The 21,227-nt window shown below is 65.1% G+C and carries 20 protein-coding genes and 1 pseudogene; 11 read left to right on the forward strand and 10 right to left on the reverse strand.

What is annotated here, in order from left to right:
- Positions 1–10: 10 nt before the first annotated feature.
- Positions 11–902: pseudogene (locus tag OKW35_RS35635) on the reverse strand (helix-turn-helix domain-containing protein).
- 179 nt (positions 903–1,081) lie between these two features.
- Between OKW35_RS35635 and OKW35_RS35640 the strand changes: the two are divergent.
- From OKW35_RS35640 to OKW35_RS35655, 4 genes are all read left to right on the forward strand, one after another.
- Entirely contained in the window at positions 1,082–1,963 is an 882-nt protein-coding gene (locus OKW35_RS35640; protein ID WP_429555114.1) for an SDR family NAD(P)-dependent oxidoreductase, read from the forward strand.
- 10 nt (positions 1,964–1,973) lie between these two features.
- Positions 1,974–3,752, forward strand: coding sequence for an FAD-dependent oxidoreductase (locus OKW35_RS35645; RefSeq protein ID WP_429554507.1), 1,779 nt, complete (start codon positions 1,974–1,976; stop codon positions 3,750–3,752).
- Positions 3,749–4,087, forward strand: coding sequence for an NIPSNAP family protein (locus OKW35_RS35650; RefSeq protein ID WP_018417780.1), 339 nt, complete (start codon positions 3,749–3,751; stop codon positions 4,085–4,087). The genes OKW35_RS35645 and OKW35_RS35650 overlap by 4 nt, the downstream gene beginning before the upstream one ends.
- A gap of 170 nt (positions 4,088–4,257) precedes the next feature.
- Complete coding sequence (locus OKW35_RS35655; RefSeq protein WP_429554508.1) at positions 4,258–5,640, forward strand: MFS transporter; 1,383 nt, start codon at positions 4,258–4,260, stop codon at positions 5,638–5,640.
- A gap of 45 nt (positions 5,641–5,685) precedes the next feature.
- Here the strand turns inward: OKW35_RS35655 and OKW35_RS35660 are convergent, their stop codons facing one another.
- From OKW35_RS35660 to kduI, 5 genes are all read right to left on the reverse strand, one after another.
- On the reverse strand, positions 5,686–5,934 hold the full coding sequence (locus OKW35_RS35660) for a hypothetical protein (protein ID WP_184067742.1): 249 nt from the start codon (positions 5,932–5,934) through the stop codon (positions 5,686–5,688).
- Positions 5,935–6,009: 75 nt separating this feature from the next.
- Entirely contained in the window at positions 6,010–6,396 is a 387-nt protein-coding gene (locus tag OKW35_RS35665; protein WP_184067739.1) for a hypothetical protein, read from the reverse strand.
- A gap of 695 nt (positions 6,397–7,091) precedes the next feature.
- Positions 7,092–8,042, reverse strand: coding sequence for a DNA-binding transcriptional regulator KdgR (gene kdgR / locus OKW35_RS35670; RefSeq protein ID WP_429554509.1), 951 nt, complete (start codon positions 8,040–8,042; stop codon positions 7,092–7,094).
- A 99-nt stretch (positions 8,043–8,141) separates the two neighbouring features.
- Positions 8,142–8,912: a 2-dehydro-3-deoxy-D-gluconate 5-dehydrogenase KduD gene (gene kduD, locus OKW35_RS35675; protein WP_429554510.1), complete on the reverse strand. Its 771-nt coding sequence runs from the start codon at positions 8,910–8,912 to the stop codon at positions 8,142–8,144.
- A 6-nt stretch (positions 8,913–8,918) separates the two neighbouring features.
- Complete coding sequence (gene kduI, locus OKW35_RS35680; RefSeq protein ID WP_429554511.1) at positions 8,919–9,755, reverse strand: 5-dehydro-4-deoxy-D-glucuronate isomerase; 837 nt, start codon at positions 9,753–9,755, stop codon at positions 8,919–8,921.
- A 293-nt stretch (positions 9,756–10,048) separates the two neighbouring features.
- Here kduI and kdgT point away from each other — a divergent pair, with 293 nt between their 5' ends.
- Positions 10,049–11,071, forward strand: a complete 1,023-nt coding sequence (gene kdgT / locus OKW35_RS35685; protein ID WP_187612758.1) for a 2-keto-3-deoxygluconate transporter — start codon at positions 10,049–10,051, stop codon at positions 11,069–11,071.
- Between the two features lie 29 nt (positions 11,072–11,100).
- Here the strand turns inward: kdgT and OKW35_RS35690 are convergent, their stop codons facing one another.
- Together OKW35_RS35690 and OKW35_RS35695 are read right to left on the reverse strand one after the other, a co-directional pair.
- Positions 11,101–11,721, reverse strand: a complete 621-nt coding sequence (locus OKW35_RS35690) for a GNAT family N-acetyltransferase (RefSeq protein WP_429554512.1) — start codon at positions 11,719–11,721, stop codon at positions 11,101–11,103.
- A gap of 133 nt (positions 11,722–11,854) precedes the next feature.
- Entirely contained in the window at positions 11,855–13,300 is a 1,446-nt protein-coding gene (locus OKW35_RS35695) for an NAD-dependent succinate-semialdehyde dehydrogenase (RefSeq protein WP_429554513.1), read from the reverse strand.
- A 292-nt stretch (positions 13,301–13,592) separates the two neighbouring features.
- On the opposite strand from OKW35_RS35695, the gene OKW35_RS35700 reads away from it, so the two are divergent.
- From OKW35_RS35700 to OKW35_RS35720, 5 genes are all read left to right on the forward strand, one after another.
- Positions 13,593–13,796 (forward strand): cold-shock protein, encoded by a 204-nt coding sequence (locus tag OKW35_RS35700; RefSeq protein WP_007181784.1) that lies wholly within the window; start codon positions 13,593–13,595, stop codon positions 13,794–13,796.
- 36 nt (positions 13,797–13,832) lie between these two features.
- The gene (locus OKW35_RS35705; RefSeq protein WP_429554514.1) at positions 13,833–14,243 is read left to right on the forward strand and encodes a hypothetical protein; all 411 of its coding nucleotides are present in this window, start codon (positions 13,833–13,835) and stop codon (positions 14,241–14,243) included.
- A 381-nt stretch (positions 14,244–14,624) separates the two neighbouring features.
- Complete coding sequence (gene hpnJ, locus OKW35_RS35710) at positions 14,625–16,046, forward strand: hopanoid biosynthesis associated radical SAM protein HpnJ (protein WP_184043334.1); 1,422 nt, start codon at positions 14,625–14,627, stop codon at positions 16,044–16,046.
- Complete coding sequence (gene hpnI / locus OKW35_RS35715; RefSeq protein WP_429554515.1) at positions 16,043–17,203, forward strand: bacteriohopanetetrol glucosamine biosynthesis glycosyltransferase HpnI; 1,161 nt, start codon at positions 16,043–16,045, stop codon at positions 17,201–17,203. Before hpnJ ends, hpnI begins: the two co-directional genes overlap by 4 nt.
- A 145-nt stretch (positions 17,204–17,348) precedes the next feature.
- The gene (locus OKW35_RS35720) at positions 17,349–18,410 is read left to right on the forward strand and encodes a lysylphosphatidylglycerol synthase domain-containing protein (protein WP_184067713.1); all 1,062 of its coding nucleotides are present in this window, start codon (positions 17,349–17,351) and stop codon (positions 18,408–18,410) included.
- Between the two features lie 17 nt (positions 18,411–18,427).
- On the opposite strand, the gene OKW35_RS35725 is transcribed toward OKW35_RS35720, so the two are convergent.
- Positions 18,428–19,831, reverse strand: a complete 1,404-nt coding sequence (locus tag OKW35_RS35725; RefSeq protein ID WP_429405698.1) for an ATP-binding protein — start codon at positions 19,829–19,831, stop codon at positions 18,428–18,430.
- On the reverse strand, positions 19,828–20,487 hold the full coding sequence (locus tag OKW35_RS35730; protein ID WP_090805227.1) for a response regulator: 660 nt from the start codon (positions 20,485–20,487) through the stop codon (positions 19,828–19,830). Before OKW35_RS35730 ends, OKW35_RS35725 begins: the two co-directional genes overlap by 4 nt.
- Before the next feature lie 378 nt (positions 20,488–20,865).
- On the opposite strand from OKW35_RS35730, the gene OKW35_RS35735 reads away from it, so the two are divergent.
- Positions 20,866–21,216, forward strand: a complete 351-nt coding sequence (locus OKW35_RS35735; protein WP_184043340.1) for a hypothetical protein — start codon at positions 20,866–20,868, stop codon at positions 21,214–21,216.
- Positions 21,217–21,227 lie beyond the last annotated feature (11 nt).

Below are 21,227 nucleotides of genomic sequence, written 5' to 3' on the forward strand. Positions count from 1 at the left end.
ATCGGGATCGCTAATTGATCGACAGATCCCGGTGCGCGGCCTCCTGAAACTCCTTGGGCGTGACGCCGGTCTGCTTACGGAAATAGCGGCTGAAATAGGCCGCATCTTCGAAACCGAGCGCATGCGCGATCTGTTTGATGCTCGAACCCGAGTAGACCAGATCGCGCTGCGCCTCGCGTATCAACTGATCGTTGACGAGCGACAGCGGCGAATGGCCAAGCTCCTCACGACAGATGCGCCCCAGTTGCGCTGCGGTCACCCCCCAATTTTTCCGCATAAAAATCGATTGGCAGATGCTCGCGCACATGCGTGGCGATCAGTTCGCGTAGCCGTTTGATCTGCGCGGCGCGCCGGTCGTTGACGGTCGCGCCCGCGCTCGACGCGGCATCGGTCAGCCGGGCGACCTGCACGAAAAGTGCAATCATCAGCGACATGCCCGCGGCGATATGGCCGCGCGCGCTGCCGCGAAATTCCTGCTCCAGCAAACCGAACAAGGGCATCAACGTGCGCTCGCCGACCGCGGGCCGCACGGGAATCAGCGCGGGCCGTTGCAGCACCGGCACGAGGCCCGGCGACACTGCTTTCGAAATCGACTCCAGCGCGCGCTGCGCGGCCGTAATCACGAGCCCGTCGATCTCCGGCGAAAACACGAAACCGTGCACCGTTTGCGCTGGAATCAGGATCAGGCATGGCGCGTCGATCGTGAGCTTTTCGCTTTCGATCAGCACGTGGCCCGAACCGCTGCGGATATAGAGAATCTGCAGCAATGCATCGTGCCGGTGCGCGGCGATATGCCAGTCGTTCGGACGACTGCGCTCGACGATCCATTCGAAATTGAACGCGTCGTACCACGGCGGCCGCGCGGACTCTCCGTACAGATCGTAGTTAGGGATATTCCTCATGCGGTTTTGTCTCCAATGTTCGAATTGTCCTGCGATGCGCTGCCTTTGTCCAATTTCGTCCCGAACCGCGTGGCTATACTTTTTTCCATCGAAGACGCGGTCGAATGATGCAGTTTGGTGAAGCCGGCCAACCTAAGCTCGCCGCGATCGTGAACATGGAGATCGGGATGACTAAGCAAATGAATCAACGGAAAGATCGGCGCGACACACCCGCCAACGCGCGACACTGGCTCGGGCTCGAAGGCAGCGTCTGCGTCGTGAGCGGCGCGGCGGGCGGCATCGGCAGCGCGATTGCTCAGGTGTTGGGCGACGCTGGCGCACGCGTGGCGCTGCTCGATCGCGATGAGCAGAAGTGCCGTAACGTCGCGCAAGCGCTGAACGCGAGCGGTGTCGAAGCGCTGGCGCTCGCCTGCGATATCGGCGACATCGATAGCGTGCGCGGCGCGGTGTCGGAGCTCGAAGCGCGCTTCGGCGTCGCCGATGTGCTCGTGAACAACGCGGGCCTGTTGCGGCCGGGGGGCATCGAAGAGATTGGACTCGATGCATGGAATGCGATGCTGCGCGTGAATCTGACCGGCTACATGCTGTGCTCGCAGCAATTCGGTCAACGCATGCTGAAGCGCGGCGCTGGCGCGATCGTGCATGTCGCGTCGGTGGCCGCGCATCATCCGCAGACCTATAGCGGCGCTTACAGCGCGGGCAAGGCCGGTGTCACGATGCTGTCGAAGCAGATCGCGGCGGAGTGGGGACCACGCGGTATTCGCAGCAATACCGTGTGCCCGGGCATGATCCGCACGCCGCTGTCGGCGGCGTTCTACGAGCACGGCGATATCGAACGCCGGCGCAGCGCGATGACCGCGAGCCGCCGGATCGGCGAGCCGAACGATATCGCCGATGTCGTCGCGTTTCTCGCGAGCGAACGCGCGGCCTATGTGAACGGCGCCGAAGTCGTCGTCGATGGCGGCTTCGAAAGCATGCTGATGGACCTCGTGCCGCGTCCCGGCTTCGAAGCCAACCAGGCCGCGCAAGCCACCCAGGCCGACCGCCAGGTCCGAGCGTAAGGAGACCATCATGACCAACGCAACACGCGGCGCGACACTCACGTGCGACGTGCTCGTGATCGGTTCGGGTGCGGGAGGGCTGTCGACCGCGATCACCGCGCGCAAACACGGTCTCGATGTCGTCGTGATCGAGAAGGAGCCGTTCTTCGGCGGCACGACCGCGTTTTCAGGCGGTGTGCTGTGGATTCCGGGCAACCGTCACGCAAAGAGCAACGGCGTCAGCGATACGCGCGAAGCGGCGCTGACCTATATGCGCAGCGAAACCGGCGCGTACTTCGATGCCGCCGCCGTCGACGCGTTTCTCGACACGGGCCCTGAGATGCTCGACTTCTTCGAGCGCGAAACCACCGTCAAATTCGTGCCGACGTTGTATCCCGACTATCACCCGAACGTGGGCGGTGGTGTCGACATTGGCCGCTCGGTCGTCGCCGCGCCGTTCGATGCGCGCGCGCTGGGCCAGGACATCTCGCGATTGCGGCCGCCGCTGAAGACGATCACGTTCATCGGCATGATGTTCAACTCGTCGAACGCGGACCTGAAGCACTTCTTCAATGCGACGCGTTCGCTCACCTCCGCGCTGTACGTCGCGAAGCGCCTCGCGAGCCATCTGAAGGATCTTGCGCTGTACCGGCGCGGCGTCCAGATCACGAGCGGTAACGCGCTCGCCGCGCGGCTCGCGAAGTCCGCGCTCGATCTCGGCATTCCGATCCATACGAACACGGCCGCTCGCGAGCTGACCGTGGCGAACGGCAGCGTGACCGGCGCGCTCGTCGCCGGACCGCAAGGCGAGATGCGCATCGTCGCGCGACGCGGCGTGGTGCTCGCGTGCGGCGGCTTCTCGCGTGACGTCGCACGGATCGCCCACGCGTATCCGCATCTGCGGCGCGGCGGCGAACACCTGTCACCGGTGCCGCGCGGCAATACGGGCGACGGCGTCGGCATGGCCGAACGTCTCGGTGCGCGGGTGGCGATCCGTTTTCCGCAGCCAGCCGCATGGATGCCGGTGTCGCGCGTGCCGATGAGCGACGGCAGCGTCGGCGTGTTTCCGCATCTGGTGGATCGCTACAAGCCTGGCGTGATCGGCGTGACGCGCGCGGGCAAGCGCTTCACCAACGAAGCGAATTCGTATCACGACGTGGGTGCCGCGATGATCGAGGCCTGCGCGAACGAACGCGAAACCGCGATGTGGCTGATCTGCGATCACGCGACGATCCGCAAATACGGGCTCGGTTATGCGAAGCCGGCGCCCGTGCCGCTCGGCCCGCTGCTGCGCAACGGCTATCTGAGCAAGGGCCGCACGCTCGCGGAACTCGCGCGCAACGCGGGTCTCGACGGCACGGCGCTCGAGGCGACCGTGAAGCGCTACAACGCCGACGCGGTGCGTGGCGAAGATCGCGAATTCGGCCGCGGTACGACGTCGTTCAATCGCTATCTGGGGGACCCGGAGCACCAGCCGAACCCCTGCGTCGCGCCGATCGGCGACGGTCCGTACTACGCGCTGAAGGTCGTGATGGGCGATCTCGGCACCTTCGACGGCATCTCGACGAACGTCACCGGCGAAGTGCTCGACGTGAAAGGCGCACCGATCGCCGGCCTGTACGCGGTCGGCAACGATCGCGCGAGCGTGATGGGCGGCAACTATCCGGGCGCGGGTATCACGCTCGGGCCGATCATGACGTTCGGCTATATCACCGGTCGTCATCTCGCGGGCGCGAGTGTGAAAAGCGCGAAGAGCGCAAGCAACGCGGACCCCCGCGCAGCCGAAACCGTATTGAGGACCGGCACATGAGCCAGGGCAAACCTTTCGTCGATCATCGCATCTACACGATCCGGCCGCGCGGCATGGCGGAGTTCATCGACGTTTTCGACCGGCTCGCGATGCCGATTCAGCTCAAGTATCTGGGCGCGCCAGTCGGCTTTTACATGAGCGATATCGGCGCGCTGAACCAGGTCGTGCATCTGTGGGGCTACGAGAGCATCGGCGACTACGACCAGCGCCGCACCGCGCGCGATGCCGATCCGGAGTGGCCCGCGTATCTGCAGGCGTCCGCGCATCTGATCGTCGCGCAGGAGAGCCGCATCATCAGGCGAGTCGACTTCAGGACGCTGACGATGCTGCGCTAGCCGCCGTTCGAGGAGGAGACAGGCATGAACGAACGGACAGCGCGACGCTCGCAAGCACGGTCGCCACCACCGTCGCGGCGTCCGCGCGTTGAACAGCAATTCGAACAATAAGAAAACACCTCTTCATCTCAAGGAGACATCGCAATGAACCAGCTGAAAGGAGCACGCACATGAGCCGCTCCGAACGCAGTGTAGACGTGCAGGCCTTTATCGATGGACAGCGCTTCTCGCCGTTTCAATGGACGATTCTGGTGCTGTGCTTTCTAGTCGTCGCCGCCGACGGTTTCGACACCGCCGCGGTCGGCTTCATCGCGCCGTCGCTCGTGCAGCAGTGGGGCATCGCGCGCAGCGCGCTCGGCCCGGTGATGAGCGCGGCGCTGGTGGGACTCGGCATCGGCGCGCTCGCGGCCGGCCCCTGCGCGGACCGCATCGGACGCAAGACGGTGCTAGTGCTGTCGGTGTTCTTCTTCGGGCTGTGGAGTCTCGCGGCGGCCCGCGCGAGCTCGATCGAATCGCTGACCTTGCTGCGCTTTTTCACCGGCCTCGGTCTCGGCGCGGCGATGCCCAACGCGGTCACGCTGATGGCCGAGTACGCACCCGCGCGGATTCGCGCGGTCGCCGTCAATGCGATGTTCTGCGGCTTTTCAGGCGGTCTCGCGATCGGCGGTCTCGCATCCGCATGGCTGATTCCGCATTTCGGCTGGCCGAGCGTGCTGGTCGCCGGCGGTGCCGGTCCGCTCGTGCTGAGCGTGATGTTGATACTGTTTCTGCCGGAATCGGCGCAATTTCTCGCGGTGCGTAAGCGCGCCGACCAACGGATCGCGCGAATCCTGCAACGCATCGCGCCCCACGACCGCTTCGACGGATGCCGTTTTTTCGCGGTCGACGTGTGCCGCAATACCGGCGACGCACGTTCGCAAGGGGCGCTCGCGATCATCCTGTCGACGCGCTACCGCTTCGGCACGCTGATGCTGTGGCTCGCCTATTTCATGGGGCTACTGATTTACTATCTGCTGACCAACTGGCTGCCGACGCTGTTCAATGACACCGGCTTCTCCGGTGAAAAGGCCGCGTTGATGACGTCGCTGTTTCCGCTCGGGGGCATCCTCGGCAATCTGTGCGTCGGCTGGGTGATGGATCGCTTCGCCGGGCATCGCGTGATCGCGTTCACCTATGTCCTCGTCGGCGCGCTCGTGTTGCTGGTCGGGCGGGGCGTCGGCCATCAGGTCTGGCTCGGGACGCTGATCTTCCTGACCGGCACGGTCGCGACCAGCGCGGTCACGTCGATGTCGGCGCTCGCGGCGAGCTTCTACCCGACCCGGGCGCGCGCGACGGGCGTGGCGTGGATGCTGGGAATCGGCCGCGTCGGCGGCGTGGCGGGCGCGCTCGTCGGTGCGGCGTTGATGGGGCTCGGCTGGCACTTCGGCGCCGTGTTCAGCCTGCTCGCGGTGCCGGCCGTGATCGCGGCGGGCGGGGTGGTACTGATGATGCGGCGCGAGCCGCTCGATCACGCATCGGTCGATGAAAACGTCGGCGCCATAGCGATCGAATGAGCGCGGCGTCGGGCGTGCCGCTACGCTCGAACAACGCGCGACCGCTCAGGGCGCGCGCAGCAACGCCATTTCGTTGTGCAGCAGCGCGAGCAATTCGTCGTCGGTTGGCCGCGTGCCCCAGTGGCGCGCGCCGGCCACCGACGCGATCGCCATCCACGAATGCGGTGGAAACCATTCGCGCACCAGCGTGCCGTCCTGGCGCAGGCACAGCTGGCCGGTCAGCTCGCTGTATTCGGCGCAAATGTGCGCGCCGTCGACCTGCGCGGTTACTCGTCTCGGATCATTGCGTAGCACGTCGTCGCTCCTTTCAAAGGGGTGGCGCGAATGCAGGCGCGACACGTTGGCGCGATGGACGCCACCTGCCGTCTATCAATGGTCATGCCCGCGATCGTCATGGTCATGACCATGACCGTGCCAGCCGTTGTCGTGCCAATCGCCGTGCGGTCCGCGTGCATCGCGCCATTCGTTGTGATGACGCTCCCACTCGCGACGCTCCCAATAGCGATGACCATCGTAGTAGCGTTCGCCGTACCAGCCCGGAGCGACTATGACCGCGGGAGGCGGCGCAGGCGCATAGACGGGCGCGGGCTGCACATAGACGGGCGGCGGAGCCTCGACCACGGCGGGCGCGACCGCGATGCCCGGCACGCCGATATTCACGCCGACATCGACGTGCGCGAAAGCGGCCGTCGATGCGCCGATCGCGAGACCCGCGACGACGGTCAACGATACCCAGCGGTTGCGTGAAAGACTCATGATTGTTCTCTGTTTGTTGTGTGGATGTCTGCGATGGAGTGGCGAGCCGGACGCGCACCTACTGCGCGTGATGGCCCGATCAATAACGTTCGTAGTAGTGGTCATGATGCGGATGATCGTCAGGGACGACGATGCAGCCGCTCAACGCGCCACCGAGCGTGGCGGCAAGAATGACCAATGCGAGGATTTTTTTCATGATGTTGCTCCCTGAAATCTGTGATGCGAGTGCCTGTCGTGCGAAGCGTTTCATCTGATCCGCTTTCGTTTGAACCGAACTCTACTGAGCGGCGCGATTACCGGTGTGTTTGTGTGTAACAGGACGTGTCGATCCGAGCTCGCGCCGAAACGTCGATGCGAGTGCGATGAACGAGGAGGGAAGGCGCCGTGGCTTACGGGTCGAAATGCCGGGCGACTGTCAAGCGCGCGGTCAAACCCTTGAAGGGTCTATGAAAAAAACCGCATTCAATGGCAGACGAAGCATGGATTCGAAGCGAAGGTTCGGCGCCTCGATTGCTGAAAAAAGAAGCGCATCGATTTTCGGCATATGTATGCGGCGCAGATACATTCGGTTGCAGACTGGGTAAGAAGTTCGGTAGTGCGCTCGGGCGAGCGTGATGGAAAGACGCTACACCTGTAGCGTCATCAGCTTGTCTTAAGCTTCGGTGGGATAGGTAAAAACGCATCGCGCGCGCAACCTACTGCGCGGCCGCGGGCTCCGGGGCGGTCGCTTCGCGATAGCCGAGCCGCGTCGAAATCGCGAGCCCGGCCTCTTTGAGCAACGCGACGTAATGCTGCTTCGTGTCGGCACCGCAGCGCATCGTCGGAAACGAAATCGACAGACCGGCGATCACACGGCCGAAGCGGTCGAACACGGGCACCGCGACGCATTGCAGGCCTTCTTCCTGCTCCTCGTTGTCCTCGCCGTAGCCCTGCTCGCGTACGCGCGGCAGGATGCTCAACACCGCTTCGGCGCAGGTCAGGGTTTTTTGCGTCGACTTGCGAAATTCGATGTGCGAGAGCACGTCACGCGCGTCGGCCGGGACCATCCATGCGAGCAGCACCTTGCCGATCGCCGTGCTATGCAGCGGATTGCGTCGGCCGATCCGGGACTGCATGCGCAGCCCGTAGTCGGCGTCGATCTTGTGGATGTAGATGATCGCGTCGTCGTCGAACGCGCCCAGGTGTACCGCTTCGCGCGTCATCTGGCCGATGCGGCGCATCTCGATGTCGGCCTCGCGCACCAGATCGACGCTTTCGAGCGCTTTCGCGCCGAGCTCGAACAGACGGATCGTCAGCCGATAGCGTTCGGTTTCGACTTCCTGGGTCACGTAGCCGAGCGCCTTCAGTGTTTGAATCACACGATGCACGGTCGTCTTCGACATGCCGAGCCGTTGCGACAGCTCGCTGATGCCGATCTGTCCGGTGTCGCCGATCGCGCCGAGAATCGCGAACACGCGCCCGATCGACGACGCCGATTCGCCGCGCTCACCGCTGTCCGCATCGAGCGACGCTGCGCCGGCGGGTTCCTTACGGGCTTTGCCGCGGGTCTTATCGAGCGCCTTGTCGAGCGTCTTGTCGCGCGCAGTGTTCCTCGCAATATTCCTCGCAGTATTCCTGGGTGTTCCCGTTGCCGCCATGTCCGTCATTCCCTGTCTGTGCCAACTCGCCGCTGCCGCATCGAGCCGATGCTCACCGGCGCGAGAGCATAGCGCGTCGCGCGCACTCGTGGCGAGCTTGTGCCGTCCCTAGCGCGCGAGCCAGCCGCCATCCACCGCCAGTGTATGCCCATGCACGTAGTCCGACGCCGACGAGGCGAGAAAAACCACCGGCCCCGCGAGATCGTCGGGCGCGCCCCAGCGGCCGGCCGGAATGCGGCCGAGTATCTCCTCGTTGCGCTGCGCGTCGTCGCGCAACGCCGCGGTGTTCGCAGTCGCCATATAGCCGGGCGCGATCGCGTTCACGTTGATGCGTCGCGCGGCCCATTCGTTCGCGAGCAGTCGCGTCAGACCGAGCACGCCGCTTTTCGATGCGGTATACGACGCGACGCGGATGCCGCCCTGGAACGACAGCATCGACGCGACGTTGATGATCTTGCCGCCGCTTTGCTGGCGCACGAACTGACGCGCCGCGGCCTGCGACAGGAAGAACAGGCTCTTGAGATTCACGTCCATGACCGCGTCCCAGTCGTCTTCGCCAAACTCGAGCGCGTCTTCGCGACGGATGATGCCTGCGTTGTTGACGAGCACGTCGATGCGGCCGAACGCTTCGAGCGCGGCGCGCACGATGTCGTCGACCGAAACGGTTGACGCGAGATCGGCGCGCACGTCGGCGAAGCGGCGCCCGAGCGTCTCGACGCGCGCGGCGGTCGCGCCCGCGTCCGCGCGACTGACGCCGACGATGTCGCAGCCGGCCGCGGCGAGCGCGACGGCCATGCCGGCGCCGAGGCCGGTGTTGCTGCCGGTCACGATGGCGACTTTGCCGGTCAGATCGAAAGTGTTCACTGTGTTCGGACTCATGTTCGCTCAGCGCAGCTCGCGGACCGCGAGATGGTCCATGTCGCCGAACACCTGGTTCTCGCCGACCATGCCCCAGATGAATGTGTACGCGCGCGTGCCGACGCCCGAATGGATCGACCAGCTCGGCGAGATCACCGCCTGCTCGTTGCGCACGACGATGTGCCGGGTTTCGTGCGGCTCACCCATCATGTGGAAGACGGCGGCGTCGTCGGCGACGTCGAAGTAGAAATACACTTCCATGCGGCGCTCGTGCGTGTGGCAGGGCATCGTGTTCCACAGGCTGCCCGGTTCGAGCTTCGTCATGCCCATCGACAGCTGGCAGGTCGGCAGCACGTCGGGCACGATGAACTTGTAGATGGTGCGGCGGTTGCTCGTGGCCGGATCGCCGAGGGTTTCGGGCGAGGCCTGGTCGAGCGAGATCGTGCGGGTCGGATAGGTGGTGTGCGCGGGCGCGCAGTTCAGATAGAACTTCGCCGGCCGGGTGGCGTCGGCGCTGCCGAACGCGACCGCTTGCGCGCCCTTGCCGATATAGATCGCCTCTTCGCGGCGCACCGTGTAGCGCGTGCCGTCGACGTCGACCCAGCCGTCGCCGCCGATGTTGATCGCGCCGAGTTCACGCCGCTCGAGCAGATAGTCGACGCCGATCGCCTTGCCGAGCGAGCCCGGCACTTCGACCGCGCGCTCGACCGGCCACACGCCACCGACGATGATCCGGTCGATATGGCTATACGTGAGCTTCAACGCATCGCGCTCGAAGATCTGCTCCACCAGAAACTCGCGACGCAGCCCGGTGGTGTCGAGCGTCTTCGCGTATTCGCTGTTGATGGCCTGTCTCACGTCCATTGATCGTTCTCCTGTCGGTATACGGGGCGCGGCGCCGCCTTCCTTGTGGCCGAGACTGTAACGCAGAATCTTGATTTCGGAACACCGGTCCGAAAAGATTGTGACGGGTGATCGCGGCTGGCAACGCATAGCGCGAACGACCGGGTAAACGATAGTCAGGTTTAAGAAATAAAACGGAACGGCGTTCCTTTCATGATGCTATATTGCGCCGGACAGGGAGAGCCCGGCGTAGAACGGGACACCAACGCGGGTCATTGGCCCGTCAACGGGACGTCACCGTCCATGGAGGAGGCATGAAGATCAAGAAGGCCATCGACCGCATTCCTGGCGGTCTGATGCTGGTGCCGCTGCTGCTCGGCGCCTGTGTGCATACGTTCGCGCCGGGCGCGGGCAAATACTTCGGCTCGTTCACCAACGGCCTGATTACCGGCACCGTGCCGATCCTCGCGGTATGGTTCTTCTGCATGGGCGCGACGATCGACCTGCGCGCGACCGGCACCGTGCTGCGCAAGTCGGGCACGCTGCTCGTCACCAAGATGCTGGTCGCGTGGATCGTCACGCTGATCGCGGCGCGCTTCATTCCGATCGATGGCATCAAGACCGGGCTGTTCGCGGGACTGTCGATGCTCGCGATCACTACGTCGATGGACATGACCAACGGCGGGCTGTACGCGGCCGTGATGCAACAGTACGGCACGAAGGAAGAGGCGGGCGCGTTCGTGCTGATGTCGGTCGAATCGGGGCCGCTGATCAGCATGATCATTCTGGGTGCGACGGGGGTCGCGTTCTTCGAGCCGCGCCTGTTCGTCGGCGCGGTCCTGCCGTTTCTGATCGGGTTTGCGCTCGGCAACTTCGATAGCGAGCTGCGCGAGCTGTTCGGCCGTTGCGTGCATCCGCTGATTCCGTTTTTCGGCTTTGCGCTCGGCAACGGCATCGATCTGAACGTGATCGTCACGAGCGGCCTGCCGGGCATCGTGCTGGGGCTTGGCGTGATCGTCGTGACTGGCGTGCCGCTGATTCTCGCCGATCGCTGGATTGCCGGCGGCAATGGCGCGGCGGGGCTGGCGGCGTCGTCGACGGCAGGGGCCGCGGTCGCGAATCCGGCGATCATCGCCGACATGATTCCGAGCTTCAAACCGCTGGTGCCGGCCGCGACCGCGATGGTCGCCACCGCTTGCCTCGTGACCGCGATTCTGGTGCCGATCCTCACGGCGCTGTGGGTGCGCCGGCATCACGCGCGCGACGGGCTGCGCGAGGAGTTCGCCACCGCGACGCAGGCGGCGCCGCTCAACGAGCAGCGCGATGCGCCGGTTTGAATGAGTCGGTAGCAGGAAGCCGGCGCCGCTCAGCGCGCCAGCTTCGCTTCGAGCATCGCTTTCACCGCCGGCCATTCGTCGTCGATGATGCTAAAGCGCACCGAGTTGCGATTGCGCCCATCGGGCATGATCCGCTCGTGCCGCACAATGCCTTCCTGTTGCGCGCCGATGCGCAGGATCGCCGCGCGCGATTTGTCGTTGAGCTCGTCGGTCGTGAACTGCACGCGCACGCAGCGCATCACGTCGAACGCGTGGCACAGCAGCAGATATTTCGCCTCGGTGTTCACGACCGAGCGCTGCGCCGAGGCGGCGAGCCACGTATGGCCGATTTCGAGCTTGCGGTTCGCGCGATCGATCTTCCAGAACCGCGTACTGCCGACGATCCGGCCAGCACGGTCATTCTCGTCATCCTCGTCGCGCCGCACGACCACGAACGGCATCACCTTGCCGGCCGCACGGCCGGCGAGCGCGGTGGCGATATAGGCGTCGATCGTCGCCGGGCCCGGCACGACGGTCAGCTTCATGTCCCACAGTTGCCCGTCGGCGGCGGCGTCGACGAGGGCCTGCGCGTGCTCCTCGCGCAGCGGCCGCAGCTCGACGAACGAGCCGCTCAGCGTGGGCTGCATCGATTCGGCGGAAATATCGTTCATGGCAATAAAAAAGGTCCGCGAGCGGAAGACTCGTGGACCTGGCAGATCGGTTGAGCCGCGCTCGGGAACGATGCGAGCGGCAAAACCGCGGCGCCGTTCCCGAAGCGCGTGATTGGCGTGATTAAACCCGTGATTAAACCGACATCACCGTGACCGCCTTGGTCACGAGGTAGGCTTCCATCGCCTCCGGGCCGCCTTCCGAGCCGTAGCCGGAATCCTTGACGCCGCCGAACGGCATTTCCGGCGTCGGCGTGGCAGGCTGGTTGATCCACAGCATGCCGACTTCCATGCGCTGCGACAGCAGGTGCACGTTGGCGAACGACTTCGTATACGCGTAGCCGGCGAGGCCGAACGGCAGACGGTTCGCTTCGGCGATCGCTTCTTCGAGCTTGTCGAAGCCGCGAATCGCGGCGACCGGGCCGAACGGCTCGTTGTTGAACACGTCGGCGTCGAGCGGCACGTCGGTCAGCACGGTGGCCGCGAAGAAGTTACCTTCGGTACCGACGCGCTCGCCGCCCGTCGCGACCTTCGCGCCGGTCTTGCGGGCGTCGTCGACGACCTTGGCCATCGCCGTCAGACGGCGCGCGTTGGCGAGCGGCCCGAGCGTCGTGCCTTCGGCGAGACCGTCGCCGAGCTTAAGGCTTTCAGCGTGCTTGACGAGCGCCGCGGCGAACTCTTCGCGGATGCTGTTGTGCACGAGAAAGCGCGTCGGCGAGATGCAGACCTGGCCCGCGTTGCGGAACTTCGCGGCGCCGGCTGCCTTGACGGCGAGCGCGACGTCGGCGTCTTCTGCGACGATCACCGGCGCGTGGCCGCCGAGCTCCATCGTCGCGCGCTTCATGTGCGAGCCGGCCAGCGCCGCGAGCTGCTTGCCGACCGGCGTCGAGCCCGTGAACGTAACCTTGCGGATCACCGGATGCGGGATCAGGTAGCTCGAGATTTCAGCCGGATCGCCGAACACGAGGCCGACCGTGCCGGCCGGCACGCCGGCCTCGACGAAGGCTTGCAGCAGCGCCGCCGGCGACGCCGGGGTTTCTTCCGGCGCCTTGACGAGGAACGAGCAGCCGCAGGCGAGCGCCGCCGACAGCTTGCGCACGACCTGGTTGACCGGGAAGTTCCACGGCGTGAACGCCGCGACCGGGCCGATCGGCTCCTTCAGCACCTGCGACTGCGCGGCAAGGTTGCGCGACGGCACGATGCGGCCATACACGCGGCGGCCTTCGTCCGCGAACCATTCGATGATGTCCGCGGCCGCCAGCACTTCACCGCGCGCCTCGGCGAACGGCTTGCCCTGTTCCTGCGTCATCAGGCGGCCGATGTCCGCGGCGCGCTCACGCACGAGGGCGGCGGCACGGCGCATGACGGTTGCGCGCTCGTTGGCCGGCACCTTGCGCCAGGCTTCGAAGCCGCGCTGCGCGGCTTCGAGCGCGCGGTCCAGATCGGCGATGCCGGCATGCGCGACCTTGCCGATGGCCTGGCCGGTGGCGGGGTTGATCACGTCAAGGGTCTTGCCGCTGGCGGCGTCGCACCATTCGCCGTTGATCAGAAGACGGGTATCGGTATAGCTCGAGATGGCCATGCTGGGTTCCTGTGAGTGGGAAGACAACTGGCCGCGCGGACGTGCGGCACGAGGCGACATTCCTGCGCGGCCATGAATGAATTGCGGATACCATTTATCTTATCTGATTGCGGGCAATCGCACCGGCGCGGCCCGCAGGTGCCCGGTCGCGGCATGCGGCTTGCTGAGGTTTGGCACCGGAGCGATTTTGCGGGTCGTGCCGGGGCGCCGCGTCAGCGCCGCACGAAACGCTTGCAGGACGCAGCGCTTCATCCATTCAACCGCTACTACAGCGCATCACGAGGACATCGCCATGCCAACCGGAACAGTGAAATGGTTCAACGACGCAAAGGGCTTCGGCTTCATCACTCCCGATGACGGCGGCGAAGATCTGTTCGCCCATTTTTCGGAGATTCGATCCGAAGGTTTCAAGTCGTTGCAGGAAAACCAGAAAGTCAGCTTCGAAATCAAGCAGGGGCCGAAAGGCAAACAGGCGGCCGACATCAAGCCCGTGTGACGTCCGCCGGGCGGCTCATCCGCATGCGAGGCAACCATGGATAAGGACGCCGCCTACGCGGAGATCGAGCGCAATGGCGGCGCCGCCTATGCGAAAACCTTCGCCGCGCGCTATCCCGACGAAGCGCTGACGCCGTTCTGTCATCGCTATCTGTTCGAGCAGGCGCAGCGCGACGACGCGGCGCATGAGGCGGCCGCCGCCACGCGCGACGACGAGCGCGGTTTCGCGCTGAGGTCGCTCGCGCGCATGGAGGCGTCGTCGCATATCGCGCAGGCGGCGGCGAGCGCGTCGCGCGACGCTGCGGCCGCCGCCCACACGTCGGCGCGCGCGGCGCGGCGCTCGGCCTTCTGGACCATGATCGCCGCGCTCGCGTCGGCGCTCGGCGTAGTGGTAAACGCGGCCCTCAATCTCGGCTGGCTCGAATGGGCGAGGCATCTCGCGCGATGAGCGACGCGTCGGGCCGAGCGTTCGCGCCCGTGAAGGTGGCGTGAATCGGCGGCGCCGGCGGGGCTCGCCCGCACGCCACGCGAGAACCTATCCATTTACCACGCCGATACGACATCGATGCGACGCGATTGCACGAGCGCGTCGATTACACAAATCGCCCCATCGGAGCATGCCGCGCGCGGTCTGAACGCAGTATTATTCTTCAGGTTTCCTTCAGCTTTGCTCCGTACTATTTGCGCCACTGCCCGTGGCCTTTCCGGACCGCGGCCACCGCTACGTGCAGGTCGAGCACAGGCTTTTCCGACCTGCATTCGGGCAATGGAACAGAATAGATTCCCGACTGAAAACCGAAAGCGCCTATAAAGGCTTGCTGGAGCATCCATGAAAACTCTGTTCTTGCAGGCGCCGTCGTACGACGGCTTCGATGGTGGTGCGGGTTCGCGCTATCAGGCCAAGCGTGAAGTTCGCTCGTTCTGGTATCCGACGTGGCTCGCCCAACCCGCGGCACTGGTTCCCGACAGCCGCGTGCTCGACGCCACGGCAGACGGCCTGTCCGTCGACGCCGCCCTCGACATCGCCTCGCAATACGAGCTGGTGGTGATCCACACCAGCACGCCATCCTTCCCGACCGACGCGTTGTTCGCCCAGGACCTCAGGAAGCGCAAGCCGTCGCTGCTGATCGGCATGGTCGGCGCGAAGGTCGCGGTCGATCCGCACAATTCGCTGACCGCGACCGAGGCCATCGACTTCGTGTGTCGCGAGGAATTCGATTTCACCTGCAAGGAAATCGCCGAAGGCAAGCCGTTCGCGCAGATCCTGGGCTTGAGCTATCGCACCCCCGACGGCTCGATCGAGCACAACGAAGCGCGCCCGATCCTCGAGAACATGGACGAGCTGCCGTTCGTCGCGCCGATCTACAAGCGCGATCTGACCATCAAGAATTACTTCAACGGCTACCTGAAGCATCCGTACGTGTCGCTCTACACCGGTCGCGGCTGCCGCTCGAAGTGCACGTTCTGCCTGTGGCCGCAAACGGTCGGCGGCCATCGCTATCGGGTGCGTTCGGTCGAGAACGTGCTCGAGGAAGTCAAGTGGATTCGCGACAACATGCCCGAAGTCAAGGAGATCATGTTCGACGACGACACGTTCACCGACTTCAAACCGCGCGCCGAAGAAATCGCGCGAGGCATGGGCAAGCTGGGCGTCACATGGTCGTGCAACGCGAAGGCGAACGTGCCTTACTCGACGCTGAAGATCATGAGGGAAAACGGCTTGCGCCTGCTGCTGGTCGGCTACGAATCCGGCGACGATCAGATCCTGCTGAACGTCAAGAAGGGCTTGCGTACCGACATCGCGCGGCGCTTCGCCCAGGACTGCCGCACGCTGGGCATCAAGGTGCACGGCACCTTCATTCTCGGCTTGCCGGGCGAGACGCCGGAAACGATCCAGAAGACCATCGAGTACGCGAAAGAGATCAATCCGCTGACGATCCAGGTGTCGCTCGCCGCGCCGTACCCGGGCACTACGCTCTATAACCAGGCGGTCGAGAACGGCTGGCTCGCGGAGAACAAGGTGATCAATCTCGTCAGCAAGGAAGGCGTGCAGCTGGCGGCGATCGGCTACCCGCATCTGTCGCGAGACGAGATGTACCACCAGCTCGAAAACTTCTATAAACGCTTTTATTTCCGGCCGTCGAAGATCTGGGAGATCCTGCGCGAAATGCTGACGAGCTGGGACATGATGAAACGGCGCCTGCGCGAAGGCGTCGAATTTTTCCGCTTCCTGCGCGCGCACGAGGCGTGAGCGCCGCACACCTCGCCGCCGTCACGCTCGCGTACGCGTGCGCGGCGGCGACCGTTGTCGGCATCGGCTACACCGTGCTCGCGAGCGCGCTGATCGGGCGCTTCTTCGCGAGGGATGTAGCCGAACCCTCCAGCTTTCCACCCATTACGGTGATCAAACCGTTGCATGGCAACGAGTGGGCGTTGCTCGACAATCTGTCGAGCTTCTGTGCGCAAAATTATCCCGGGCCCGTGCAATTCCTGTTCGGCGTGCATGACTGCGCCGACCCCGCGCTGCAAACCGTCAACGAACTGCGGCGTCTCCATCCTCAGGCGGACATCACCGTCGTCGCCGATGCGCGTCTGTACGGCCCGAACCGCAAGATCAGCAATATCCTCAACATGGTGCCGCAGGCGCGCCACGACGTGCTCGTGTTCGCCGACAGCGACGTGTGCGTCGGCCCGGACTATCTGCGCAACGTGATCGGCGAATTGCAGCAGCCGGGCGTCGGGCTCGTCACCTGCGCATATCGCGGCCAGCCCGATCCGGGTTTCTGGCCGCGGCTGTCGGCGATCGCAACCAACTACCAGTTCCTGCCGGGCGTCGTCACCGGACTCGCGCTCGGGCTCGCGCGGCCGTGCTTCGGCCAGACCATCGCGATGCGGCGCGACACCTACGAGCGGATCGGCGGCTTCAAGCCGTTCGTGCAGCATCTGGCCGAGGACTACGAGATCGGCGCGGCGGTGCGCGCGGCGGGCGAGCAGGTCACGATTCCGCCGTTCGCAATCGCGCATGCGTGTGTCGAAGCAAGCGCCGCGCAACTCGTGACGCACGAACTGCGCTGGAGCCGCACGATTCGCCGCATCGATCCGCTCGGACACTTCGGCACGGCGCTCGTGCATCCGTTGCCGTTCGCGCTGCTCGCGCTCGCGTGCTCGGGCGGCGCGCCGTGGGCGTGGCTGCTTGCGGCAGTGACGGTGATCGCGCGTCTCGCGTTGAAGTGGCGCGCGGATCGGGCGTTGCGTCAGCGCTGCCGCGATCTGTGGCTTCTGCCGTTATGGGATATCGTATCGTTTGCGATTTTCGTCGCGAGCTTCCGCTCGTCGCGGGTGATCTGGCGGGGCTTCAGCTTCAAGGTCGACGGCGATGGGCTGCTGTCGGCGGCGCAGGACGAATGACGAACGAACGGCAGATTGGGCTGGCAATGAACGAAGAAGCTTCGAACGGGCGAAATGGGAGCGCCCTGGAGACGCACGGCAGCGCCCCGGCGACACGCGGCGTGCGGCGCATCACGTATACCGAGGTCGTGTGCGAGGTGCCCGCATGATGAAGCATCTGGGCCGCGCGGCTGCGCTCGCGGGTTTGCTGATCTCTTTGTGGCTCGTCTGGCGCGAAGATCCGCGCGCGGTGCTCAGCGCGTTGCGCGCGGCTGGCGCGGGCCTCGTGGTGGCCGCGCTCGCGCATGTGCTGCCAATGATCGCCAACGCGTGCGACTGGCGCTCGCTGATTCGCGGCGCGAACCGCCCCAGCTTCGGCAGGATGCTGCATCTGGTGTGGGTGCGCGAATCGGTCAACTGCATGCTGCCGGTCGCGCGGATCGGCGGCGAACTCGTGTCGTTCCGTATGTTCAAGCGCTGGGGCGTCAGGCCGTCGACAGCGGTGGCCAGCACCATCGTCGACATGCAACTGACCGTGATCAGCCAGCTGATGTTCACGATGGTCGGGATTGGTTTTCTGTTCGCCAATGCGCAATCGGGCGCGCTGCGGCTCGCCGGGCAGCTCGCGTGGGGCGTGGTCGCGTTGACGCCGGTGCTGTTGCTGTTCGGGCTCGTCCAGCATGCCAATCCGTTCGAGCGCATCACGCGCGTGGCGAACCGCGTGACGAGCGGCAAGCTAACCGCGCTGGTCGGCCAGTCCGCGCAGATCGATCAGTCGATCAAGGTGATCTGGCGCCGCCGCGCGGTCGTGCTGCGCTATCTGTTCTTCTGGCAGCCGCTGCAATGCGTGCTGACCTCGCTCGAAATCTGGCTCGCGCTGTATTTCCTCGGCGCGCGCGTGACGCTCGTCGAGGCGATCGTGATCGAATCGCTGATCCAGGCGGTCAGCAGCGCCGCGTTCTTCGTGCCGGGCGGTCTCGGCGTGCAGGAGGGCGCTTTCATACTGATTGGCGGCGCACTGGGGCTCGACCCCGCCACCTGTCTCGCGCTCGCGGCCGCGCGGCGAATTCGCGATCTGCTGATATTCGTGCCGGGCCTGATCGCGTGGCAGCTGTTCGAGGCGTCCGGCAGCGCGCGGCCGCATGCCGCACCGCACGGCGTGCGCGCCGAACTGGCCAAGCAGCGTTCGGGCGTCGCTGACGCGAACCGGGGCGGCGAGCGGCGCTGAGCGATTGGCGCGCGCCTTCAGCGCGTCGCGCGATAGGCCGGAAACGACACCCGCACCGCAAGCCCCTGGTCCCCGATCCCGGCGCCTAGCTGCAGACTCGCGCCGAAATGCTCGGCGATCCGCGCAACGATCGACAAACCGAGCCCGCTGCCGGTCGCCTGATTGCCGGTCGCGCGGAAAAAGCGGTTCGTGAGCCGCGCGAGATCGTCCGGCGCGACGCCGGGGCCGTCGTCGCGCACGATCAGCTGCACCTGCTCGTCGGCATGGCGCACCGCCACTTCGACAGTGCCGCCCGAGCGTCCGTACTTGATCGCGTTATCGAGCAGATTGTCGAGCAGGATGCCGATCAGCACGGGCTCCGCGTCGATCTCGGCGAGCATGTCGCCGACCAGCATCACATTGATGTGCTTCTGTTGCGCATTGCGCCTGTTCGCGAGCAGCGTATCTTTCGCGATCGCCGCCGGCCTCAGCGGCTCGGTGGGCAGCTTCTCCTGCACGTCGAGCCGCGCGAGCAGCAGCAGTTGCTCGGCGAGCCGCGCGCTGCGATCGACGCCTTGCACGACGCGCTCCATCGCGAGCCGCTGCAGCGCGATGTCGGGCTCGGCGAGCGCGACCTGCGCCTGTACCTTGATCGCGGCGAGCGGCGTCTTCAGTTCGTGCGCGGCATCGGCGGTGAAGGCGCGCTCTAGCTCGCGCGCATGGTGCAGACGCGCGAGCATCTGGTTGATCGCGTCGACGAGCGGGCGCACCTCGAGCGGCGTGCGGCCGATGCCGACCGGGTCCATGCGGTTGATGTCGCGCGAACGGATCGCGGCCGACAACACCTTCAGCGGCGCGAGACTCCAGCCGATGCTGAGCCACACGAGCACCGCGAGCACTGGCAGCGCGATCAGCGTGGGCCGCGCGATGCGGCTCGCGACACCGCTCACCAGGTCGCTGCGGGTGTTGGCCAGTTCGAACACGCGCACGCTGTGACCGAGCGCCGTTTCGCGCAACGTGAACGAGTGATAGAGCTGGCCGCCCAACGTGACGTCCTGCGCGCCACTCGCGGGCGGCAACGGCAAATCCCACGCGGCGAGCGCATGCAGTTGCGGGCTGCCCGCCAGAATGGCGCCGTTGGCCGCGCGCACCTGGAAGAGGGCGTCGCGCGGCAGCGTGTCGTCGTCGTCGAGATCGCTCGCGCCGGGCTCACCGCCTCTCTCTTCTTCGCGCACGTCGATGCGCGCATTGGCGAGCGTCATCAGATTCGTCGAATCGAGCAGCGCGAGCATCTGCGCGAGTTCGGCGAGACGCGCTCGTTCCCACTCGGCGACTTCGTGGATGGCTTGCCGGTAGCTCGACACGAGCGCGCCGCCCCATACGATCGCGATGCTCGCGAGCACGAGCAGCACGAGGCGCCGCCGAATCGACGGACCGATCATTCTTTCTCCATCACATAGCCGATGTTGCGCACGGTCTTGATCAGGCTTGCGCCGAGCTTCTTGCGCAGGTTCGACACGTGCACCTCGATCGCATTGCTTTCGATTTCTTCCTGCCAGCCGTACAGGCTTTCTTCGAGCCGCGAGCGCGACTGAGGAATGCCGAGATTGGTCAGCAGTTGCAGCAGGATCGCCCATTCGCGCGACGTGAGCGGCACGCGCGCCTCGTCGATCTGCACCGTTTGGGCGGCCGGATTCACTGTCAGATTCTGGTAACGAATCAGATCGATACTGCGACCTTGTGCGCGACGCAACAGCGCGCGGCACCGCGCCACCAGCTCGGTGAGATCGAACGGCTTGCCGAGATAGTCGTCGGCGCCCGCTTCGAGTCCGCCGACGCGATCGACGACCGTGCCTTTTGCGGTCAACACCAGCACCGGCACGTCATTGCCGGCGTCGCGCACGCGTTTGAGCAGCTCCGTGCCGCTCACGCGCGGCAGGCCGAGGTCGAGTACTACCAAGGCATATTGAGTCGTGTCGAGCGCGAGGCCGGCCTTGTGGCCGTCGCGTGCCCAGTCGACTGTGAAGCCGGCCTGACGAAGGCCTGCCTCGACACCGCAGCCGATGAGTTCGTCGTCTTCTACGAGGAGTAAGCGCATGAGGCAAATATTCCATTGTGGGGCTTTGCATAACGTCGAGCATTTTGAAGCAAGCGGCATTGATGCACATCGACGAACCATCTGCCGCGTTCCGAAGTGTAACCACGCCGTTCGTTAGCCGCTTCATGCCATGCGCGTGGTTAAGGTTTCCTTCAGCTTGAATCGATACCATCGACGCGCTATAAATGGTCGTCGCAGATCGTAATGCATGTGCGAGACCACGTTGTCGTCAGACCATCGCAACCTGATCGTAAGGACTTCGATGGAGCGACGCGCGAGGCATTCTTTATGCTGGTCGATGGCGTCAACGGACGATCTCGACGAGTCCCGCCATTGCCAGCATCCGGTCAGGCCGCAAGGCCGCGCACGAGGCACGTTATGAAGCGAGTCACCATCGACATGCTACGAGCCCATCTGCTAGTGGCGTCTCTGACGGCCGCGGGCACCGAAGCGCTGTTGTGCATGGCGTTGCCGGTACTGCCGGTCTCTGACGCTTTTTTCGCTTCGGCATCGTTCAGGCTGTTCGCGCTCGCGCTGATCATCGGCGGCGTGGTGATCGCGCGCGAATTTGCCGAGGTCGCCTTTGAAGTCGCGGTGCGGCGCGACTGCGCGACTCGCGCTGCTCGCGGCGCATGGCCCGCCGTGATCGCAGCGAATTGTCCGCGCCGGTGGCTCGTCGTGCTTCATCTGCGACTAACGGGGCAACCTTTCGTGCTGGCCGAGCACTGACGGACACGGAC

The sequence above is a fragment of the Paraburkholderia sp. MM5477-R1 genome (assembly GCF_050436385.1).
GTDB lineage: Bacteria > Pseudomonadota > Gammaproteobacteria > Burkholderiales > Burkholderiaceae > Paraburkholderia > Paraburkholderia tuberum.

Excerpts from the sequence above, each read along its gene's own strand:
- OKW35_RS35640 (WP_429555114.1), top strand. The coding sequence starts at position 1,082 with ATGAATCAACGGAAAGATCGGCGCGACACACCCGCCAACGCGCGACAC.
- OKW35_RS35645 (WP_429554507.1), top strand. The coding sequence starts at position 1,974 with ATGACCAACGCAACACGCGGCGCGACACTCACGTGCGACGTGCTCGTG.
- OKW35_RS35650 (WP_018417780.1), top strand. The coding sequence starts at position 3,749 with ATGAGCCAGGGCAAACCTTTCGTCGATCATCGCATCTACACGATCCGG.
- OKW35_RS35655 (WP_429554508.1), top strand. The coding sequence starts at position 4,258 with ATGAGCCGCTCCGAACGCAGTGTAGACGTGCAGGCCTTTATCGATGGA.
- OKW35_RS35665 (WP_184067739.1), bottom strand. The coding sequence starts at position 6,396 with ATGAGTCTTTCACGCAACCGCTGGGTATCGTTGACCGTCGTCGCGGGT.
- kdgR (WP_429554509.1), bottom strand. The coding sequence starts at position 8,042 with ATGACGGACATGGCGGCAACGGGAACACCCAGGAATACTGCGAGGAAT.
- kduD (WP_429554510.1), bottom strand. The coding sequence starts at position 8,912 with ATGAGTCCGAACACAGTGAACACTTTCGATCTGACCGGCAAAGTCGCC.
- kduI (WP_429554511.1), bottom strand. The coding sequence starts at position 9,755 with ATGGACGTGAGACAGGCCATCAACAGCGAATACGCGAAGACGCTCGAC.
- kdgT (WP_187612758.1), top strand. The coding sequence starts at position 10,049 with ATGAAGATCAAGAAGGCCATCGACCGCATTCCTGGCGGTCTGATGCTG.
- OKW35_RS35690 (WP_429554512.1), bottom strand. The coding sequence starts at position 11,721 with ATGAACGATATTTCCGCCGAATCGATGCAGCCCACGCTGAGCGGCTCG.
- OKW35_RS35695 (WP_429554513.1), bottom strand. The coding sequence starts at position 13,300 with ATGGCCATCTCGAGCTATACCGATACCCGTCTTCTGATCAACGGCGAA.
- OKW35_RS35700 (WP_007181784.1), top strand. The coding sequence starts at position 13,593 with ATGCCAACCGGAACAGTGAAATGGTTCAACGACGCAAAGGGCTTCGGC.
- OKW35_RS35705 (WP_429554514.1), top strand. The coding sequence starts at position 13,833 with ATGGATAAGGACGCCGCCTACGCGGAGATCGAGCGCAATGGCGGCGCC.
- hpnJ (WP_184043334.1), top strand. The coding sequence starts at position 14,625 with ATGAAAACTCTGTTCTTGCAGGCGCCGTCGTACGACGGCTTCGATGGT.
- OKW35_RS35720 (WP_184067713.1), top strand. The coding sequence starts at position 17,349 with ATGATGAAGCATCTGGGCCGCGCGGCTGCGCTCGCGGGTTTGCTGATC.
- OKW35_RS35725 (WP_429405698.1), bottom strand. The coding sequence starts at position 19,831 with ATGATCGGTCCGTCGATTCGGCGGCGCCTCGTGCTGCTCGTGCTCGCG.
- OKW35_RS35730 (WP_090805227.1), bottom strand. The coding sequence starts at position 20,487 with ATGCGCTTACTCCTCGTAGAAGACGACGAACTCATCGGCTGCGGTGTC.
- OKW35_RS35735 (WP_184043340.1), top strand. The coding sequence starts at position 20,866 with ATGAAGCGAGTCACCATCGACATGCTACGAGCCCATCTGCTAGTGGCG.